Genomic DNA, 19,843 nt, shown 5'->3' on the forward strand with positions numbered 1-19,843 from the left:
GCGAGCGAGTCCCTGTGGCGAGGGAGCTTGCTCCCGCTGGGGCGCGAAGCGGCCCTTTAATGCCTGCGGCCGCTTCGCTGCCGAGCGGGAGCAAGCTCCCTCGCCACAGGTTCCGCGCCTACCGATGAAGGAGTTTTGCCAACCCCTCTCGCGCCAGACGCCGTGTCAGTTCGGCCGTCGTCATCTCGACCCCCAACGTAAACGCCTGCCCGGCCCAGAGGTTGCTGAAATCCGCTTCACCTTTCGCCCGCAACGGCATCAACGCACCACCCGCCAAGGGGAAGGCCGGCGCCTTATCGCTCATCGGGCCGAGTTCGCGCATTACCCGATTGAGAATGCCCCGGGCCGGGCGGCCGGTGAACAGATTGGTGACGGCCGTCTCGCTTCCGCTGGCGGTGCGCAACGCCTTGTGATGAGAAGCACTGACCTTAGCCTCCGGCGTGAACAGATACGCCGTACCCACCTGCACCGCCGAAGCGCCCAACAGAAACGCCGCCGCAACGCCCCGCGCATCGGCAATACCGCCGGCAGCAATCACGGGGACTTTCACCGCGTCGACGATTTGCGGCACCAGCGCGAAAATGCCCACCTGACTGCTCAAATCATCGCTGAGAAACATGCCCCGATGGCCGCCGGCCTCGTAACCCATGGCGATGATCGCGTCGCAGCCATGCTGCTCGAGCCAGACGGCTTCTTCGACAGTGGTGGCCGAAGACAGCACCTTTGCCCCGGTCGCTTTGACGCGATCCAGCAGGGATTTTTCCGGCAGGCCGAAGTGAAAGCTCACCACTGGCGGACGGAGCTCTTCGATCACTTGGCACGTCGCATCATCGAACGGCGCACGATTGGACACTGGCGTCGGCGCCTCGAAATCGACGCCGAGCTCGCGGTAATAGGGCTCCAGCAGATTCTTCCAGTCTCGGGCGCGTTGCTCATCGGCGGCCGGTGGTTGATGGCAGAAAAAATTGACGCTGAACGGTCGCGCCGTGTGTTGGCGGATCGTCTGCAACTCCTCGCGCAACTGCTCGGTGCTCAGCATGGCCGCGGGCATCGAGCCCAACCCACCGGCATTGCTCGCCGCGATCACCATGGCCGAACCGGTGGCACCCGCCATCGGGGCCTGGATGATCGGCAGTTCGATCCCCAGCAAGTCAATAATTCGGGTGTCTGGCCATTGGTTCATGTGCAAGGTTCTCCGGCGTCGGAACGGGGCGTAGAAGGAGTTTGTACCAGCAATGCCGGGCGCAAAACCAATGATGATTTTGCCACCGGTGATGAAATCGCCCGGATTGGATTAAAGTCGGGTACGGCAACAGGTTGCCGTGTGTTATTCAACTGCTCTGCAACCGAATGATTTGACAGGAGACAGCAATGTTCCGAGGCATTTTGATCGACAAAGACGACAGCGGTTACCGGGCCACACTGCAAGAGATCAATGACGATCAACTGCCCGAGGGCAATGTGACAGTGCGGGTGGCGTACAGCACGCTGAATTTCAAGGACGGCCTGGCCATCACCGGCAGTAGCCCGGTGGTGCGAAAATTCCCGATGGTGCCGGGCATCGATCTGGCAGGAACCGTCGAAGTCAGCGAGCATCCGGACTACAAGGTCGGGGATCAAGTCGTACTTAACGGCTGGGGCGTAGGGGAAGGGCATTGGGGCGGGTTGGCCCAGAAGGCGCGGCTGAATGGCGACTGGCTGATTCCGTTGCCTGGTGAATTCACTGCGGCCCAGGCCATGGCCATTGGCACCGCCGGTTACACGGCAATGTTGAGCATTTTGGCGCTGGAGCATAACGGCGTAACCCCTGACCAGGGTGAAGTCCTGGTCACCGGTGCCAATGGCGGTGTAGGCAGTTTCGCCATCGCTTTGCTCAGCAAACTCGGCTATCGGGTGGTCGCGTCCACGGGCCGTACCTCTGAGCACGACTACCTGAAGCGGCTGGGTGCCAGCGAAATCATTGACCGCGCCACGCTGTCCGAACCGGGCAAGCCGTTGGCCAAGGAGCGTTGGGCGGCGGTGATCGACTCGGTCGGCAGCCACACGCTCGCCAACGCCTGTGCCAGCACCAAAGCCAACGGCACGGTTGCCGCCTGTGGCCTGGCGCAGGGCATGGATTTTCCGGCCTCTGTCGCACCGTTCATCTTGCGCGGCGTGACCCTCGCAGGCATCAACAGCGTGACCCAACCCAAGGCCCGGCGGGTGCTGGCGTGGAACCGGCTGGCCAAGGATCTGGACTTCGCGTTGCTGTCGCTCATCAGTCACGAAATCGGCTTGAGCGAAGCCATCGACGCCGCACCGCGTTTGCTTGCCGGTCAGCTGCGCGGCCGGGTGGTGGTGGATGTGAATCGCTGAAGAAAAGATCGTCCGAACGCGGCCCGAGCCTCCGGCAGCTCCTACGGGTGTGACACATGTAGGAGCTGCCGAAGGCTGCGATCTTTTGATCTTTTGATCTTTTGATCTTTTGATCTTTTGATCTTTTGATCTTTTGATTTACTGACCTTCCCGCTCCAGCAACTGCCGCTTGCGTTCCACCCCCCAGCGATAACCCGACAGATTGCCATCGCTGCGCACCACGCGGTGGCACGGGATCGCCACCGCCAGACTGTTCGCGCCGCAGGCCTGCGCCACGGCGCGCACGGCTTTCGGCGAACCGATGCGCTGGGCGATTTCGGCGTAACTGGCGGTGCTGCCGACAGGGATTTCCCGCAACGCTTGCCAGACCCGCTCCTGAAACGCCGTGCCGCGTACGTCCAGAGGCAAGTGCAGGCCGATCGCCGGGGCTTCGATAAAGCCGACAACCTGAGCGATCAGTTGCTCGAACTCAGGGTCGGCGCCGATCAGATTCGCCCGCCGAAACTTATCCTGCAGATCACACACCAATTGCTGCGGATCATCGCCCAGCAGAATCGCACACACGCCACGCTCGCTTTGCGCCACTAGAATCGCGCCCAGCGAGCACTGGCCCACGGCAAACCGGATGTCGTTGTTCTGACCTTCGGCGCGGTAATCACCGGGCTTCATGCCCAGCAACTGATCCGCTGCTTCATAAAAACGACTATTGGAGTTGAAACCGGCGTCATACAGCGCGTCGGTCACCGAACCTCCATCGCTCAACCGCTGACGCACCTTGCGCGAACGGTGGGCCGTGGCATAGCCCTTGGGCGTCAGCCCGGTGACGGATTTGAACACTCGATGAAAATGGAAGCTGCTCAAACCCGCAGCCTCTGCCAGTTCGCCCAGCGCCGGCAGGTGCTCGGCGCTTTCGATCTGGCGGCAAGCGGCGGCGATGGTCGAGGCGTGTTGCGCGGCAATGTCACTTTGATCTTTCGCGGCGCGTTTGCTCGGGCGGTAACCGGCGGCCTGGGCTTGCTCGGCCGAGTCGAAAAATTCGACATTCTGCGGTTTGGGCAAGCGCGCCAGGCTGCTGGGGCTGCAATAAACGCCGGTGGTTTTCACCGCGTACACGAACTGACCGTCAGCGCGGGAATCGCGCGCGACGACGGCGGCCCAGCGGGGATCGTTTTCGGTAATGACTGTGGTCGTTTGGCGTGTCATGGCTTAATGTCCGTTGACCTGTTTGATGCAGATTAATCAGCCGGCGGTGTCGCCGCACTCCGGGGCTTGCGGTCAAACTCAAGGCTTCATTTTGCCGCACGAAAGGTGAAGTTGATCCGTTGCTCACCGAGGCGCGGATGCTGGCCCTCCTTGATCGGCAAGACCCCGTGATAACGCAGGCGATCGACGCCACCCCAGACTACGATATCGCCATGCAACAGCGGCACGCGCTGGCTTTTATCACTGCGTTCGAAACCGCCGAACAGAAACATCGCCGGCAAGCCCAGCGACACCGAAACAATCGGCGCTGCGTAGGACGCTTCGTCTTTGTCCTGATGCAATGACATCTTGGCGCCTGGGACGTAGCGGTTGATCAGGCAAGAATCGGGTACGAAATCTGCAAAACCGGCTGCCTGCGCCGCCGCGTGTGCCAGCGCCAAAAACACCTCCGGCATCGGCGGCCAGGGAGTATCGGTGCGCGGATCATGGCGCGAATAGCGATAACCGCTGCGGTCGGTGGTCCAGCCCCAGGTACCGCAACTGCTCATGGCCGCCGACATGGTAAAGCCGCCGGGCGTGACCATTTGCCGAAACGGCGCCGCCGCCAGCACGGCGTCCAGCGCGGGCAGCAACCGGTCCAGCCAGGGCAGGGCAAAGCCTCTGAGGACGTAGGACTGTTCACCAATCTGTTCGCGCCGAGGCTGCTGCTCAGGTTCGGCGTCGGCAAACAGATCGAAAGTGGTCGGGTTCATGAAGTCATGATGCGTCGTGAAAGATGATGCCAAGGGTATGCCGTTTTCCACTGTGAAGGCGACTGACGCCGTGACGCAGGGTGACCCGATAATAGCCACGAACGCCTTTGACCGGGTGTTGGTTGACGGCAAAAATCACCGCGTCACCTTTGGTAAATCCAATGACTTGGGGGCGCGACTGCATCCGTGGGCGTTGCTCGGTCAGTACAAACTCGCCGCCAGTGAAATCTTCGTTTGGCTCTGACAGAAGAATCGCCACTTGCAGCGGGAAGACGTGATCGCCGTACAGGTCCTGATGCAGGCAGTTGTAGTCCTGCGGACCGTATTGCAGCAACAACGGCGTAGGACGTTCCTGACCGGCGGCATGACAGCGCTCGAGGAAGGCCTCATGTTCGTCGGGAAAACGAATGGGCAGGTCCATTTGCTCGTACCAGCGATTGGCGATTGGCACCAGCCGAGGGTAGAGCGCGCCGCGCATCCGGGCGACGAGATCGGGTAGTGGATAGCGGAAGTATTTGTACTCGCCGCGGCCAAAGCCATGGCGGGCCATCATGACCTGGGAGCGAAAGGGCTCGGTTTTCGAGTACAGCGCGCTGAGGCCGTCACACTCCGCGGCGCACAGCAATGACGGGACGACAACACAGCCATCTTGATCAAGTTGGCATTGCAGGGTGTTCCAGTCGAGTGCATCGAGTGCACGCTCGCTAAACATGGGCTGACGCCTTCACCAGGGGTTGGGGTCATCAGTCTAGAGAGTGCTGCCGTCGTGAACACTCCGGCGCTTGCGGTCAAATTTCAACGGACGGAGCAGACTTCCCGGTTGTCGCTCCAAACCCCGTTACAGCGCTTTGCTGACACTGATGTCGCTGATGACGTCTGCGCCCTGGCCATGAATAGCCTCCAGCGCGATTTTGGCTTCCGTTTCGGTGCCGTTTTCAAGTTGGGCGAATTCGAAGCGGCGTTCGCCGTTGAGCTTGTATTTGATGACGTACTTGGTCGTCTGGGCCACGTTCATACCTGCTTGTGTGCGTGTCGGGGCGTCACTCAGCTGAGTTTCGTGCTGGAGCGGCGGATGATCTTGATCGAGTGAGTCAGGTTCGGTTTGCGGGTCACGCTGATCGCCCGGCTGTTGACGGTGTCGATGGTGATGTTCCAGAAACCGGTACTCGGCGCAGTAATACGGGCCGGGAAGGTGTCGAACGCTCCGCCATGATAAGTGTGACGGCCGCCATTCTTGAAACTGCGGAAGTTGGCGTCGTTCATCAAGCGGATGTTGCACGTTTGGGAGCACTGGATGACGACGATGTCGTCTTCGTTGAGGTGCTCGCGCTGGTGGATAAATTTCATGAGGCGCCTCCAGAAGGGCTTTTTCTACAAAATCAAAACGATAGCATGGGCGATTGGCGCAGTTTATCAGCCCGAACGGGTTATTATCCGGTCGTCGGCGTGCGCTTTGACAATTAAAAACAGTTATTCGGAATTCTATGAGCGATAAAAGCAACGTGCCCCGGAGAAAATCAGCATCTGCGCTGTCGGAGGGTCTTTATCGGAGGTTTTGTATGAAGTGGGGTGCCTGGGTGTTGCCGTTAGCGTTAACGATGAGTGGTTGCGCGAACGTCTCTGAAATCAACGAGACGCTGCCCACCATGAACGTCATTTCAGGTAAAAAGCCCCACGAGTACGCGCAGTGCCTGACCGGGAAACTGGCCGACAGCCGCGGTGCCCTGCAGATCGAGCCGCAAGACAAGGACGGTGTGCGAGTCATCGTGCCGGGGAAATTCTCCTCGGGCCCGGCCGCCGTTTTCGATATTGAAGAACGCTCCGGCGGCAGCGGCATCAAGCTGCATGAGCGCATTTCCAATGTGCCGTTGCGTCCAACGGATGTGCGTAATGCCGCCACCGCGTGCATTTCCGGCTGATAGACTGGCGACGGTCAACATTGATGCCGTCAAAGCTCTGCTTTGGCGGCATTGTCATTTCTGGAGTCGAGCATGAAGCGAGAGCAGGTACGGGAGGGGCATGCAGGGGGTCAGATCTCTGCCACCCACGTGATTCAAAACCCGGCAAATTCGGGGGAATGGATCGTGTTTTTCAAGAAAAGCGCGGGTCGCAGCTATTTCCTGGTGGATGACAACGATGAAGTCGAATCCTTCAGTCGCCTCGACGATCTGATCGAGACCGTACGCGGCCTCGGGATCAAATTCGCGGAAATTCACATGTAGGGCGGGGCGCCTTACTTGCAAACCACCACGACGCTACGGTTCTTGAAGTTGCCGACATCGGCACCCAGGGTTTTGTCGCTCTCCTTGAGTGAAGGTGTGCCGTCTGTTCCGACGATTCGATAGCCGGTGCCGGCGCAAGAGGCATCGGCTTTTTCATAGCAGGTGGCCCAGGAGTTGGCTTCCCCGGAGCAGTCGATGGCCAGGCCTTGCTCGCCGTTGTTCAGGTAGGTCGTTTCAGAGGTGGCGCAGCCGCTCAGGGCCAGAACTGCAAACAATGGCAAAAATCTTTTCATGTGGTGGTCGTCGTCAGGGTAATGGGCTAAGCCTGTGACAGCGCCGCAATCAAAAGGTTATAGCGAAAGGCCACTTGTTAACGGCAATCGCAAAAAAACCCTGCGCGAGGCAGGGCTTGGTCCAGCCATTCGTGCGCGAATCAGGTCTTGTCCTTGCCGCGACGCTTGACGGTAGGGTGTTCGAGTTCCAACACGGCTGCCACTTCAATCGCCGAAGCTTCGGTCGGGAAAGGTCCGACATTTTCGCCGCTGACGCTCTCTACCCACCACTGGCCATCTTTCGCCTGAACGATCAGGAACCCGTTGACGCTTTTTGCTTCCGACATCTATCTGCCTCGTTGGCTGGTTCAATCGCGCAATGATACCGCCAAATGCGCCCGGTGGGGGTTGATGGGTGCGGGGTGGTGCGATTGCGGGATTGGCGATTGGCCTGCAAAGCCTCGAATCTCTGCTATCTATAAAGGGCGCCAGAACGATCTGCGGAACTATCCGCGAGAATATTTCTCTATGATGGCATCGGTTAGCCAGCGCGGGCATTGTAAGGTGCACGCCGCCTGATTAGACTGCGCCGAAACCCGAACACACAGCCCTTTCAAGGACTTTTATGATCAAGAAATGCTTGTTCCCAGCAGCCGGTTACGGCACTCGCTTCCTGCCAGCGACTAAAGCCATGCCCAAAGAAATGCTGCCGGTGGTGAACAAGCCACTGATCCAGTACGGCGTGGAAGAAGCACTTGACGCCGGTTTGACCGAAATCTCCATCGTCACCGGTCGCGGCAAACGCGCCCTGGAAGACCACTTCGACATCAGCTACGAGCTGGAAAACCAGATCAAGGGCACCGACAAAGAGAAGTACCTGGTCGGGATCCGCAAACTGCTCGACGAATGCTCGTTCTCCTACACTCGCCAGACTGAAATGAAAGGCCTTGGCCACGCCATCCTGACCGGCCGTCCGCTGATCGGCGACGAACCGTTCGCCGTAGTGCTGGCGGATGACTTGTGCGTCAACCTCGAAGGCGATGGCGTACTGACCCAGATGGTCAAACTGTACGAACAGTACCGCTGCACCATCGTCGCGATTCAGGAAGTGGATCCGCAGGAAACCAACAAGTACGGCGTGATCGCTGGCGAGCTGATCGCTGATGACCTGTACCGCGTGCGTAACATGGTTGAAAAACCGGCTCCGGAAGACGCTCCGTCGAACCTGGCGATCATCGGTCGTTACATCCTGACCCCGGACATTTTCGACCTGATCAAGCAAACCGAACCAGGCAAGGGTGGCGAAATCCAGATCACCGACGCCCTGATGAAACAGGCGAAAAACGGTTGCGTGATTGCCTATAAATTCAAGGGCAAGCGTTTCGACTGCGGTGGCGCTGAAGGCTACATCGAAGCGACCAACTTCTGCTTCGAGAACTTCTACAAGACGGGCAAGGCGTATTGAGAGCCGTTTAGTCTCCTTAAAGTGTCATCGCAGTGTAGCGTTGAATGATCTTTAAAAAAGCCCTGACTTGTCAGGGCTTTTTTTATAGCTGACGATTAGATATTCCGTTGTCATGTTTTTCCAAGTGATAAAGATCAATTGGTTCGAGTTTAGCCTCTACACAAACAATGTCCACTAACAGTTCTGCTAGGTTTTCATGCGGAAATACTTGATGTAGGGTCTCCGCAACCCTCCATCGAGTATTCGGCCATGGTTCAAGAAAGAGTTCTTTCGCAGCGAAATTTCCCACAGCGCATGGTTGGAGTTTTGATCACTTTGTTTTTCAGCCTCCTGTTCTCTGGTTGCGTTGAAAAAGCGGCGGAGGACCCTGAAGCTCAAAAAACGGGTGGGGTATTGAGTGGAGGCGTTGCGGCATACGAGCCTTACAATGTGGCGGATAAATATGATATCCCCTTCAATAAAGTTACGCGGGTTACCGCGCATAATGCGTATGAAGACCCGATGGAAAAACAACTGGCACGAGGTGTGCGGGGGTTTATGTTGGATCTGCATTACTCAGCCGGTCCTGCTTACGCTCTCCCGCTGAGGCTGTGCCATGTCTCGGCAATTGACTATTGCGGTCCGAGCAGTAAGAGTTTTGTCGCTGAAATGAATAATATTTTCATGCCGTTTCTCAAATCCCATCCCAACGAAATTATCACCATACATCTGGAAACCAAAGTCAGGAAGCAAGATCTCCTTTCTACGTTCGAACAGATACCTGATCTTGCTAAATACGTATTTGATCCAGCGAAAATTGATACAAGCAAGGGTTGGCCTACCCTTCGTCAAATGATTGAGAACAATCAGAGAATAATATTTATAGCGGACAGTGATGGTGTTGCGGGTAACTACATTGTGCATGAAAACACTGATCAACAGGCTAAAATATTTGTAATAAGGGACAGATCGCTCGAGACGCAGAATGTCTATAATTTAGGTGACAATGCTTTAAACCACAACTGGTCATGCACAACTCGCTGGGAATCTCATTGGTCTGACCACCAGCCAGCGGTCCCCTGCACCACAAAGGGTGTGCCGGAAGGCTGTCCGATAGCTGCTGTCCCATGCCAGGTAGAAGGTATACCTAAGGGCTGTCCACATTTAGGAGTTACTTGCCAGGTAGAGGGCATACCTAAAGGCTGTCCGATAGAAAAAATCGCTTGTGTAGTAAACCCTCAGCCCGCTGGTTGCCCTATCGCGGAAGTTCCATCAAGATTGGTACAGGGGGTTGATATTGATCCAGCAAAAGCAGGCAATTACACCGGCAATCTAAGTCGCCTATTTGTCATGAATCAGTTTCATGCTTGGATGAAGTCGATAGGTGACGCTGGTAATATCGATAATAACCTGACTTACCTGGAGCGTCGTGTCGACGATCACTGCAAAGCAGCTGCGGCAGGTGTGCGCATAATCCCAAATGAAATTGCTATTGATTACACAAACATCGGTGATGCTCAGCCGTACGCAGATGCGTTGACGCACGGCGGGACTTATTTCTATGAGAAGAAAAATGCAGATACAACTGGAGATACCACCTGTGTGTTGCCGGCGGGTCAAGACTACAAACTAACGCTCCCGTCAAATGGTTGTGAGAACGACGAAATCCAGTCGCTCAGACTTCGTGGGTTATCCAAAGGAACACGAATGCTCCTTCAGGACTCCAAGACCAGCAATGAGGATGATTATCTAAAGATTCTTGTTAAAGAAGATATTGATCTGGTAAATGGGATAGTGATTCCCAGCGTTGAGCAAAGCATCAGTAATAAATTTATTGAGGCTCGCTATGTTAGAAACGACGGTATGGGAGGCGGTGTATCTCGTATCACAATCGAAAAAAATCCGACGCAGTTTGATGACGCTGCCGTCAGTTTAATGGAAGGCGATAATGGCAGTCAGAATATCACCTGCACAATTCCCCTGACTGCCGCTCTCACAAGGGATATGAAAGGCGAGTGCGACAATGATGAAACCAAATCCGCAATCATTTCTGTGGCTAAAGCGGGAACCGTAATGACGTTGTATGGCAATTGGGGGTCAAACAACTGTGATCAGGGTTGTGTGGAGGTCGTAGCCAAACGTAACCTGTACCATAAAGTCATTAATAACTACGAAACCAGTTTTGAAGATGATGATGTCAAGGTCACTCGCAGTGGCGGCACTCAGCAGTTGGCAGGAAAAGTATCTTCGATACGAATTGCGTTTAAGCCCGATGTTACACGTCCGTCCACCCCAAAGGCTGCGCCTAACGCTATGCAGGTGGCCGAGACGTCGGCCACGATTGCCTGGTCGAATGCTACCGACAATGTGGGAGTGAAAGATTATCTGGTGGCCATTAATAACGCGACGCCAGTTGCCGAGACTGGCACCGCGCGAGTGTTGCCCAACCTGACGCCGGGAACGGACTACACCGTCTCAATCAAAGCCAGAGACGCTGCGGGGAATACCTCGCCAGCGGCTGCATTCATAAGATTCGCTACCGTACCTGCAACGCCTCAGAATCTCAGTTCCCGTTATTCCAATTATCATTTCACGCTGACGTGGAAGCTGGATAATTTCAAGACCCAATATGAAGTGTATGCCAATGGTAAAAAAGTCTTCGACGGCGTCGGCGCCATGGCTGTTTTTTATCGCGGCAGCGTACCGCCAGGACCGGTCTATACGTTTCTCGTCAGGGCAAAAAAAGGAGAGACTTATTCTGCTGATACCACACTCGTGTGGACCATGGATGAAACTCGTCCGGAAGAACCGGGTACTCCGACTGTAAGCCGCATTACTGAAAATTCTGCAGACGTCACATGGGAAAGATCGGTTACGCCAGGGGCTCGTTATTTCGTGACCAATGGCAGGTGGTTCGCTACTACAACGCTGACGAGCCATACGTTCACACAGTTGAGACCGGGCATAAATCAAACAGTTTCAGTCCAGGCCATGGGTCCCAGTGGTAACTTGTCAGGTCCAAAGTCGGTTAAATTCAAAACGGGGGGTGTTTCAACAGAGCCGCTACCTGCGGAACCAAAAAATCTTAGAGTGGAGGGCGTGGTGTCGAACTCGGTGAAGTTGCTGTGGGACTTTGGCGAGCCCCAACCATTTTTTCACCAGGTCACCAGCAATTATCACGACGTTGGTGAAGGTGTAATGCTACACAATAATGTCATCATGAAAGGGCTTTTGAGTAACCGCACCTACCACTTCAAGGTAACGGCATACGACAAATATGAGCAGCCTTCCGCGCCTGCTGAGTTAACGGTGGAGGTGGGGGATGTAGTGCCCCCCTCATCACCGCGTATCAGTCCCGAACCCCTTCAGCTCAGTCAGACGTCGGTCAAAGTTGAATGGGCCGCGGCAGAAGACGATCTGGGAGTAAAAGACTATCTGGTGAGTTTGAATGGTGCTACGCCAGTCACTGTGGTTGGTACAAATCAGGTTTTTCCCAGTTTGACTTACGGAACCGCCTACGAGGTGCAAGTCAGTGCCAGAGACGCTGCTGGAAACGTTTCCCCTGCTTCGTCGCTTGATTTCGAGATCAAAGATAAACAAGCGCCGACCTCACCGGGTAAGCCCGTTGTCGGTGATGTCGTTGGCCATTCGGCGGCAATGACCTGGACTGCGGCAACCGACAATGTGGGAGTGGCCGGCTATAGGGTCAGCATAAATAAAGAGCCTCCCGTCTCAGTAACCGGCACCGCTTATACGCTAACCGGCTTGAAGGATCTAAGCTCCTATACCGTCGAGGTGATGGCCGAGGATGCGGCGGGGAATGTGTCTCCGGCAGCTAGCACCACTTTTGTGACCAAGGATGGCACTCCTCCAGCCAGGCCCGGTAATCCCGTAGCCAGTAACATCAACCTCACCTCCGCGACAGTCAATTGGATCGCATCGACCGACAATGTGGGGGTGACTGGGTATAAGGTTACTCTGGAAGGATCTCCTCCATTTACCGTTACGGGCCTCAGTCATGAGTTTACTGGTTTGAAGCCATTGACAGAACAGACGGTGACTGTTCAGGCAGTGGATGCAGAAGGCAACCTGTCGCATCCGGCTACTGTGGATTTCAAGACCGCGGTAAGGGTGCCGGAGCCTTTGCATGTAACATTCATTAATAATGGCGGTACAGGAACGATAACTTGGTTGCGCGCTGTGGGGGCAACTTATGACATATGGGTCAACAATCAAAACATCGCTGAGGACCGCTCCAGTTATTTCCATACCTTCAGACTCAGTGACGTTCCGCCCGGGCCGGTTTATCGCATGAAGATCCGCGCGAAAATGGGAGCGTTGTATTCTCAGTTCGTGGAGCGTGTAATAACGGTGGACGGTTCGTCACGCCCAAGCGATCCGGGGTCTCCCGTGGCAAGTAATGTGACAGAAAGGTCAGCGGTCCTGAATTGGACGCCGTCGAGCAGTGACCAGCCCCTGAAAGGCTACCGGGTAACTGTCAATGGCTTTTATTACGGGGTTACACCTAACCCCAGCTATAGTTTTAATAACCTGTATGAAGGGATAATTTACTGGGTTGCAGTGCGTGCGGAAGACGTCTCGGGAAATCTTTCAAATATTGCGCTGGGCGGCTTCAGAACACTCGGAGCGTCGCCGTTTCCGCCACCCGGCATGCCGCAGAATCTGCAAGTTACCAACCCGGCTCAGACTTCGGTAACGTTGGATTGGGACAAAGAAAGCACAGGGACCGCGATAGTCTATGTAGTTACTAGTGATAAAGATGATATTAAGGTGAGGGCATTTGAAACATTTGCAACTGTTACAGACCTGGTTCCTGGTCTGGACTATGATTTCAAGGTGACGGGTTATGGAATTCATCAAGGGGCTTCTGAACCTGCTGAAATTAGCGTTGTGACGCTCTCTGATGGACCAACAAACTTCCGCTACACACAACCATCCGAATTTATGCCTCCGTTACTCGAATGGGATGCACCTGATGGAAAGCCTTTCGATAAGTACAGAGTTGTTGTTTTCGACCCGTTGGGGAAAGTGTTTGGTACCAAGGACGTAACACTGCCGAGAGCACAATTTCTAGACATGGGTTACAGGACAGTCTACAGGGTACATGTTACTGCAATTTACGGTGATGTAGAGTCGCAACCACTGGCTGCCGAGGTGATCACGAGATAACAAAAAGTGCATGACAGCGCGAGGTTTTCAAAGGGTCAGATCCATTCCCTTCGCTCGTGCTGATGCACAAAGCGTGACCGGCGATACAACAATCGATGTTTCTGCTTCTTGGAGGGATCAAATGCTTGCCCGGCAACCGCCTGCAGGTATGCTGTTCACCTGCCGAGGAGATTGAAAATGGCCTTTGATTTTGACCTTTACGTAATTGGCGCCGGTTCCGGCGGTGTGCGGGCGGCTCGATTTGCCGCTGGCTTTGGTGCAAAAGTCGCCGTGGCCGAGAGCCGCTACCTGGGCGGTACTTGTGTGAACGTCGGCTGTGTGCCGAAGAAGTTGCTGGTCTACGGCGCGCATTTCGCCGAAGACTTCGAGCAGTCGTCGGGTTTTGGCTGGACATTGGGCGAGGCGAAGTTCGACTGGGCGACGCTGATAGCCAATAAGGATCGCGAGATCAATCGCCTGAATGGCATTTACCGTAACTTGCTGGTCAACAGCGGCGTGACCTTGCATGAAGGTCACGCGAAGATCGTTGATCCGCATACGGTCGAGATCAATGGCGAGCGTCATACCGCGAAGAACATCCTGATCGCGACCGGCGGCTGGCCGCAGATTCCGGAGATTCCGGGGCACGAGCATGCCATCAGTTCCAATCAGGCGTTCTTCCTTAAAGAGCTGCCAAAACGCGTTCTGGTGGTGGGTGGTGGTTATATCGCGGTCGAGTTCGCCGGGATCTTCCACGGTCTGGGCGCCGAGACTACGCTGCTGTATCGCGGTGACTTGTTCCTGCGCGGTTTTGATGGCGCCGTGCGCAAGCACTTGCAGGAAGAGCTGACCAAGCGTGGCATGGACCTGCAATTCAATGCCGACATCGAGCGCATTGAAAAGCTTGCCGATGGCAGTCTGAAAGCCACGCTCAAGGACGGTCGCGAACTGGAAGCGGATTGTGTGTTCTACGCCACCGGCCGCCGCCCGATGCTGGACAACCTCGGGCTGGAAAACACCAGCGTCAAACTCGACAAGAAAGGCTTTATCGACGTCGATGAGCAATTCCAGACCGCCGAGCCGTCGATCCTCGCCCTGGGCGATGTGATTGGTCGTGTTCAGCTCACGCCGGTCGCGCTGGCCGAAGGGATGGCTATTGCGCGTCGCTTGTTCAAGCCGGAGCAGTATCGTCCGGTGGATTACAAAATGATCCCGACGGCTGTGTTCAGCTTGCCGAACATTGGCACGGTGGGCCTGACCGAAGAAGAAGCGCGCGAAGCCGGCCACGAGGTGGTGATCTTCGAGAGCCGTTTCCGGCCGATGAAGCTGACCCTGACTGACTGCCAGGAGCGCACGCTGATGAAGATCGTGGTCGACGGCAAAACCGACAAGGTGTTGGGTTGCCACATGGTCGGGCCGGATGCCGGCGAGATCGTGCAAGGCCTGGCGATTGCCCTGAAGGCAGGCGCCACCAAGCGCGACTTCGACGACACCATCGGCGTACACCCGACGGCCGCTGAAGAGTTCGTCACCATGCGTACGCCGGTCGCGGGCTAATCGGCCTTGCCTGCGCCTGACGGTTGAACCTGGTAGGAGCGAGCTTACTCGCGAAAAAATCAAAGGCGCCGCGGGGCATCTGATTTCACGCGTTATCGTTCACGTCCATCGCGAGCAAGCTCGATCCTACAGGAGGGCTTGCCTCGAGTTTCTCAAGCGCTGCCTGGGCCTTGGCCAGCTTTGTTTCCAGTGACTTGTTGATCTGCGACTGTTCCTCGACGTTCTGTTTCAGCGACTGACTTTCCAGTAGCGCCGTGCGCAGGCGTTCCTGGAGGAGGGTGCGTTCGCTGTCAATGCGATTGACCTGTTCCAGCAACTGATCCTGGCGGGTGTGGGTCTGCTTGAGCTGTTCCTGCAGCAAGCTCAGTTCGCGCAGCGTGCCGCGGTTTTCAGTCAGCAAGCGTTCGTTGTCACGGTGCAGTTGGGTGATTTCATCCTGACGCACGAGGGCGCTTTGCTGGGCCTGGCGCAACTCCATCTGAATCTGCTGCACCTGGCCTTCGTGACGTCGCTGTTCCTGTTCGCGCTGTTCCTTGACGGCGTTGCGATAGTGTTCCAGTGCATCACGGGCGTGCAGGTGTTTCTCTTCCAGGGAGCGGATCTGCTCGTCCTTGTCCTTCAAGCGTAATTCGAAATCGGCCAGTGCCTGGTTCAGTCCGGCGTTGCGGGTCTGCTCGGTCTGCAACATTGAAGACGTGTTGTGCAGCGTGTCCGATTCCTGGGTTAGCGCCAGGGTTTGCAGTTCGTATTGCTGCTGCAATTCGATGTTGGCTTCTTGCGCGTCTGTCAGCTCGGCTTCCAGCGCTTTGCGTTGCTGGTCGAACTGCGCGCGGGCCTGGTCGATGGGTTCCTGCGCCTGCTCTTTAAGACGCTGCGCGAGGCGTGATACCAGTTCCGTCAATTCATCATCGATCGGCTCGGAGGAGGGCGCGGCGGGTTCAGCGCCGCCATCCAGCTCTTTCAAATATCGGTGAATGGTGGTTTTCGAGCCGGTATTGCCCATCTCGATCCGCACTGCGTCGATGCTGGGGTTTTCGCCGCGGGCAAGGATCGCCAAACGCGCAGCCTGCACTACTGCCTTATTTACACCGCCACGGGCCATGACTATTCCTACCTTTTCTTGATGTGGTACGTATTACGTAAATACACATTGTACCATTCCAGATAAAAAGATGAATACAGCGTGTTACTAACGCGGGATATACTGGTATTACCCCGTGTGACGACTATTTTGCGCCATCTTGCGCTAGATCGAAGTACACAAACTCCTGTAGGAGCAGCCGGTCGACGCTCGATTGCTCGCGATGGACGTTAACGAAGACGCTGTCGACCGAGATCACGTGGGGCCCTCAGGTTTTTCGCGAGCAAGCTCGCTCCTACAAGGTTGCACCCGATGACTGATCTGGATCGTTACCTGCAAGCCGCAACGCGAGAAAACACCCGGCGCAGCTATCGCGCAGCCATTGAACATTTCGAGGTCAGTTGGGGCGGTTTTCTGCCGGCCACTGCCGATACGGTGGCGCGCTATCTGGTTGCGCATGCTGGCGAATTGTCGATCAACACCCTGAAACTGCGCCTTTCGGCACTGGCGCAGTGGCACAACAGCCAGGGGTTTGCCGATCCGACCAAGGCGCCTGTGGTGCGCCAAGTATTCAAGGGCATTCGGGCGCTGCATCCGGCGCAGGAAAAGCAGGCCGAGCCATTGCAGCTCCAGCATCTGGAGCAAGTGGTCAATTCGCTGGAGCAGGAAGCGCGAACCGCGCAATCCGAAAACGATCGCCCGGCCCTGTTGCGAGCGCGCCGCGACATGGCGCTGATCCTGTTGGGCTTCTGGCGCGGCTTTCGCAGCGACGAGTTGTGCCGGGTGCAGATCGAGCACGTGCAGGCCCGCGCCGGTTCGGGCATCACGCTGTACCTGCCACGCAGCAAGAGTGACCGCGACAACCTCGGCCAGACCTTTCAGACCCCGGCATTGCATCGTCTCTGTCCTGTCCAGGCGTACATCACGTGGATCACCGAAGCGGCACTGGTGCGCGGACCGGTGTTCCGCGGTATCGACCGCTGGGGCCATTTGAGCGAGGAGGGACTGCACGCCAACAGCGTGATCCCGTTGTTGCGCCAGGCGCTGGAGCGCGCCGGCATTCCGGCCGGGCACTACACCAGCCATTCCCTGCGACGCGGTTTTGCGACGTGGGCCCATCAAAGCGGTTGGGATTTGAAGTCGCTGATGAGTTACGTGGGCTGGAAGGACATGAAATCGGCGATGCGCTACGTGGAAGCCAATCCATTCCTGGGCATGGCGCGTATCGGCAAAGCGCCGACGGGTCCCTAGATACCATTTTCTTCTATTAATACTGTCGGCTAATAGCGAAAACCAATCAGCAACATGAGGTTTGCCAATGAGCCATCGTTGCGTCGAGTGGGTAGAGTTCTCTCCATCAACTTCTTAACCCCTGACGGAGAGTCAACGATGCCTATCATCAACAGCCAAGTTAAACCGTTCAAAGCTGACGCATTCAAAAACGGCGACTTCGTAAAAGTCTCGGACGCTGACCTGAAAGGCAAGTGGTCCGTGGTTTTCTTCTACCCTGCCGACTTCACCTTCGTTTGCCCGACCGAACTGGAAGACCTGGCTGACAACTACGACGCGTTCCAGAAACTGGGCGTCGAAATCTACAGCGTTTCCACTGACACCCACTTTGCTCACGCGGCCTGGCACAACACTTCGCCAGCCATCGGCAAAATCCAGTACACCATGATCGGCGACCCTACCCACGCTATCTCCCGCAACTTCGACGTGCTGATCGAAGAAGCCGGTCTGGCTGACCGTGGCACCTTCGTGATCAACCCAGAAGGCCAGATCAAAATCGTCGAACTCAACGATGGCGGCGTTGGCCGTGACGCTTCCGAGCTGCTGCGCAAAATCAAGGCCGCTCAGTACGTCGCCGCTCACCCAGGCCAGGTGTGCCCAGCCAAGTGGAAAGAAGGCGAGGCCACGCTGGCTCCGTCCCTGGACCTGGTCGGCAAGATCTAAGTCTGTGACGCTCTACATCAGGGCGGAACTCCGCACCTAATCAGTTAGCTGCACCGCCCAATAAAAACGCCCGGGCGATATTCGCTCGGGCGTTTTTTTATGAATTCAAGAAGGAAATCGCCCGTATGTTGGACGCCAATCTTAAAGCCCAGTTGAAATCGTACCTGGAACGGGTCACCCAACCGATCGAGATCGTTGCCTCCCTCGACGACGGTGCGAAATCCCGGGAAATGCTCGAACTGTTGAAAGACGTCGCCAGTCTTTCCACCCACATTACCTTGATCGACAGCGGTGACGATGCCCGTAAACCGTCGTTCTCGATCAATCGCCCCGGTGGCGACATCAGCCTGCGTTTCGCCGGCATCCCGATGGGCCACGAATTTACTTCGCTGGTGCTGGCCTTGCTGCAAGTCGGCGGCCACCCCTCGAAAGCCAGCGCTGAAGTGATCGAACAGATCCGCTCGCTCAAAGGCACGTTCAGCTTCGAGACGTACTTCTCGCTGTCCTGCCAGAACTGCCCGGACGTGGTCCAGGCGTTCAACCTGATGGCCGTGCTCAACCCGAACATTCGCCACGTCGCCATCGACGGCGCGCTGTTCCAGGCGGAAGTCGATGAGCGCAAGGTCATGGCGGTGCCGAGCATCTACCTCAATGGCGAAATCTTCGGCCAGGGGCGCATGGGCCTGGAAGAAATTCTCGCTAAAATCGACACCAGCGGTGCCGAACGCCAGGCCGAAAAAATCAGCGCCAAAGAAGCCTTTGACGTGCTGGTGGTCGGCGGTGGCCCGGCGGGTGCGGCGGCAGCGATTTATGCCGCCCGTAAAGGCATTCGCACCGGTGTCGCGGCTGAACGTTTTGGTGGGCAGGTGCTGGACACGATGGCCATCGAGAACTTCATTTCCGTGCAGGAAACCGAAGGGCCAAAACTGGCCAGCGCGCTCGAAGAGCACGTCAAGCAATACGACGTCGACATCATGAACCTGCAACGGGCCACCGCGCTGATCCCGGCGAAGAACCCCGGCGAGTTACATGAAGTGCGTTTTGAAAGCGGTGCCAGCCTGAAGACCAAGGCGCTGATCCTCGCCACTGGCGCCCGCTGGCGTGAAATGGGTGTGCCGGGCGAGCAGGAATACAAAGCCAAAGGCGTGTGTTTCTGCCCGCACTGCGACGGTCCGTTGTTCAAGGGCAAGCGTGTCGCAGTGATCGGTGGCGGCAACTCCGGGGTGGAAGCGGCGATCGATCTGGCCGGCATTGTCAGCCACGTCACACTGCTGGAATTCGACAGCAAACTGCGCGCCGATGCGGTGCTGCAACGCAAGTTGCTCAGCCTGCCAAACGTCGATGTCATCACCAGTGCACTGACCAGTGAAGTGAAGGGCGATGGCCAGAAGGTCAGCAGTCTGGTGTACAAGGATCGCGATTCGGGTGAGTTCCACACGGTCAACCTCGAAGGCATCTTCGTGCAGATCGGTCTGCTGCCGAACACCGACTGGCTCAAAGGCACCGTCGAGCTGTCGCCGCGTGGCGAGATCATTGTCGATGCGCGGGGTGAGACGTCGTTGCCAGGCGTGTTCGCTGCCGGCGACGTGACCACCGTGCCGTACAAGCAGATCGTGATTGCGGTGGGCGAGGGCGCCAAGGCGTCTTTGAGTGCCTTCGATCACTTGATCCGGACGTCGGCTCCGGCGTAATCCCCGATGCTGAAACGCAAAACCCCATGAGTGATCATGGGGTTTTTTGTGTGGGGATCAAAAGATCGCAGCCTTCGGCAGCTCCTACAATGATCGGGTCGGCCGCGGCCCCGTAGGAGCTGGCGAAGCCTGCGATCTTTTGAT

Annotated in this window: 18 protein-coding genes; 9 read left to right on the top strand and 9 right to left on the bottom strand. The window is 56.5% G+C overall.

Annotated elements, in window-relative coordinates; all coding sequences use genetic code 11:
* Positions 1 to 118: 118 nt before the first annotated feature.
* Positions 119 to 1,183 (bottom strand): NAD(P)H-dependent flavin oxidoreductase, encoded by a 1,065-nt coding sequence (locus F8N62_RS02630; protein WP_150709494.1) that lies wholly within the window; start codon positions 1,181 to 1,183, stop codon positions 119 to 121.
* 188 nt (positions 1,184 to 1,371) lie between these two features.
* Here F8N62_RS02630 and F8N62_RS02635 point away from each other — a divergent pair, with 188 nt between their 5' ends.
* The gene (locus tag F8N62_RS02635) at positions 1,372 to 2,355 is read left to right on the top strand and encodes an MDR family oxidoreductase (RefSeq protein WP_150709495.1); all 984 of its coding nucleotides are present in this window, start codon (positions 1,372 to 1,374) and stop codon (positions 2,353 to 2,355) included.
* A gap of 138 nt (positions 2,356 to 2,493) precedes the next feature.
* Here the strand turns inward: F8N62_RS02635 and ada are convergent, their stop codons facing one another.
* From ada to F8N62_RS02655, 5 genes are all read right to left on the bottom strand, one after another.
* Entirely contained in the window at positions 2,494 to 3,558 is a 1,065-nt protein-coding gene (ada, locus tag F8N62_RS02640) for a bifunctional DNA-binding transcriptional regulator/O6-methylguanine-DNA methyltransferase Ada (protein ID WP_150709496.1), read from the bottom strand.
* A gap of 86 nt (positions 3,559 to 3,644) precedes the next feature.
* Positions 3,645 to 4,310 (bottom strand): DNA oxidative demethylase AlkB, encoded by a 666-nt coding sequence (alkB, locus tag F8N62_RS02645; RefSeq protein ID WP_150709497.1) that lies wholly within the window; start codon positions 4,308 to 4,310, stop codon positions 3,645 to 3,647.
* A 4-nt stretch (positions 4,311 to 4,314) separates the two neighbouring features.
* The gene (locus F8N62_RS02650; RefSeq protein WP_150709498.1) at positions 4,315 to 5,022 is read right to left on the bottom strand and encodes a 2OG-Fe(II) oxygenase; all 708 of its coding nucleotides are present in this window, start codon (positions 5,020 to 5,022) and stop codon (positions 4,315 to 4,317) included.
* 126 nt (positions 5,023 to 5,148) lie between these two features.
* Positions 5,149 to 5,319: a hypothetical protein gene (locus F8N62_RS31465; RefSeq protein WP_191632337.1), complete on the bottom strand. Its 171-nt coding sequence runs from the start codon at positions 5,317 to 5,319 to the stop codon at positions 5,149 to 5,151.
* A 35-nt stretch (positions 5,320 to 5,354) separates the two neighbouring features.
* Positions 5,355 to 5,657 (bottom strand): DUF1883 domain-containing protein, encoded by a 303-nt coding sequence (locus tag F8N62_RS02655; protein ID WP_150709499.1) that lies wholly within the window; start codon positions 5,655 to 5,657, stop codon positions 5,355 to 5,357.
* Positions 5,658 to 5,869: 212 nt separating this feature from the next.
* Here F8N62_RS02655 and F8N62_RS02660 point away from each other — a divergent pair, with 212 nt between their 5' ends.
* Both F8N62_RS02660 and F8N62_RS02665 read left to right on the top strand, forming a co-directional pair.
* On the top strand, positions 5,870 to 6,229 hold the full coding sequence (locus F8N62_RS02660) for a hypothetical protein (protein WP_150709500.1): 360 nt from the start codon (positions 5,870 to 5,872) through the stop codon (positions 6,227 to 6,229).
* Positions 6,230 to 6,301: 72 nt separating this feature from the next.
* A complete protein-coding gene (locus F8N62_RS02665; protein ID WP_150709501.1) occupies positions 6,302 to 6,532 on the top strand; it encodes a hypothetical protein in 231 nt (76 codons plus the stop codon).
* Positions 6,533 to 6,543: 11 nt separating this feature from the next.
* Here F8N62_RS02665 and F8N62_RS02670 read toward each other — a convergent pair whose 3' ends face one another.
* Positions 6,544 to 6,825, bottom strand: coding sequence for a hypothetical protein (locus tag F8N62_RS02670; RefSeq protein WP_150709502.1), 282 nt, complete (start codon positions 6,823 to 6,825; stop codon positions 6,544 to 6,546).
* A 140-nt stretch (positions 6,826 to 6,965) separates the two neighbouring features.
* The gene (locus F8N62_RS02675) at positions 6,966 to 7,151 is read right to left on the bottom strand and encodes a hypothetical protein (RefSeq protein ID WP_150709503.1); all 186 of its coding nucleotides are present in this window, start codon (positions 7,149 to 7,151) and stop codon (positions 6,966 to 6,968) included.
* A 278-nt stretch (positions 7,152 to 7,429) separates the two neighbouring features.
* Between F8N62_RS02675 and galU the strand changes: the two genes are divergently transcribed.
* From galU to gorA, 3 genes are all read left to right on the top strand, one after another.
* Entirely contained in the window at positions 7,430 to 8,269 is an 840-nt protein-coding gene (galU, locus tag F8N62_RS02680; RefSeq protein WP_028620038.1) for a UTP--glucose-1-phosphate uridylyltransferase GalU, read from the top strand.
* A 249-nt stretch (positions 8,270 to 8,518) separates the two neighbouring features.
* Positions 8,519 to 13,438: a fibronectin type III domain-containing protein gene (locus tag F8N62_RS02685; protein ID WP_150709504.1), complete on the top strand. Its 4,920-nt coding sequence runs from the start codon at positions 8,519 to 8,521 to the stop codon at positions 13,436 to 13,438.
* A gap of 177 nt (positions 13,439 to 13,615) precedes the next feature.
* Positions 13,616 to 14,974, top strand: a complete 1,359-nt coding sequence (gorA, locus tag F8N62_RS02690) for a glutathione-disulfide reductase (RefSeq protein WP_150709505.1) — start codon at positions 13,616 to 13,618, stop codon at positions 14,972 to 14,974.
* A gap of 85 nt (positions 14,975 to 15,059) precedes the next feature.
* Here the strand turns inward: gorA and F8N62_RS02695 are convergent, their stop codons facing one another.
* Positions 15,060 to 16,076, bottom strand: coding sequence for a DNA-binding protein (locus F8N62_RS02695; RefSeq protein ID WP_224791327.1), 1,017 nt, complete (start codon positions 16,074 to 16,076; stop codon positions 15,060 to 15,062).
* Between the two features lie 291 nt (positions 16,077 to 16,367).
* Between F8N62_RS02695 and F8N62_RS02700 the strand changes: the two genes are divergently transcribed.
* The 3 genes from F8N62_RS02700 to ahpF all read left to right on the top strand — a co-directional run bounded on the left by F8N62_RS02700 (position 16,368) and on the right by ahpF (position 19,699).
* The gene (locus F8N62_RS02700) at positions 16,368 to 17,306 is read left to right on the top strand and encodes a site-specific integrase (RefSeq protein WP_150709506.1); all 939 of its coding nucleotides are present in this window, start codon (positions 16,368 to 16,370) and stop codon (positions 17,304 to 17,306) included.
* A 138-nt stretch (positions 17,307 to 17,444) separates the two neighbouring features.
* Positions 17,445 to 18,008: an alkyl hydroperoxide reductase subunit C gene (gene ahpC / locus F8N62_RS02705; protein ID WP_007975937.1), complete on the top strand. Its 564-nt coding sequence runs from the start codon at positions 17,445 to 17,447 to the stop codon at positions 18,006 to 18,008.
* Positions 18,009 to 18,133: 125 nt separating this feature from the next.
* A complete protein-coding gene (gene ahpF, locus F8N62_RS02710; RefSeq protein ID WP_150709507.1) occupies positions 18,134 to 19,699 on the top strand; it encodes an alkyl hydroperoxide reductase subunit F in 1,566 nt (521 codons plus the stop codon).
* The last annotated feature ends 144 nt before the right edge of the window (positions 19,700 to 19,843 follow it).

The organism is Pseudomonas fluorescens, from assembly GCF_902497785.1.
Taxonomy (GTDB): domain Bacteria; phylum Pseudomonadota; class Gammaproteobacteria; order Pseudomonadales; family Pseudomonadaceae; genus Aquipseudomonas; species Aquipseudomonas fluorescens_BO.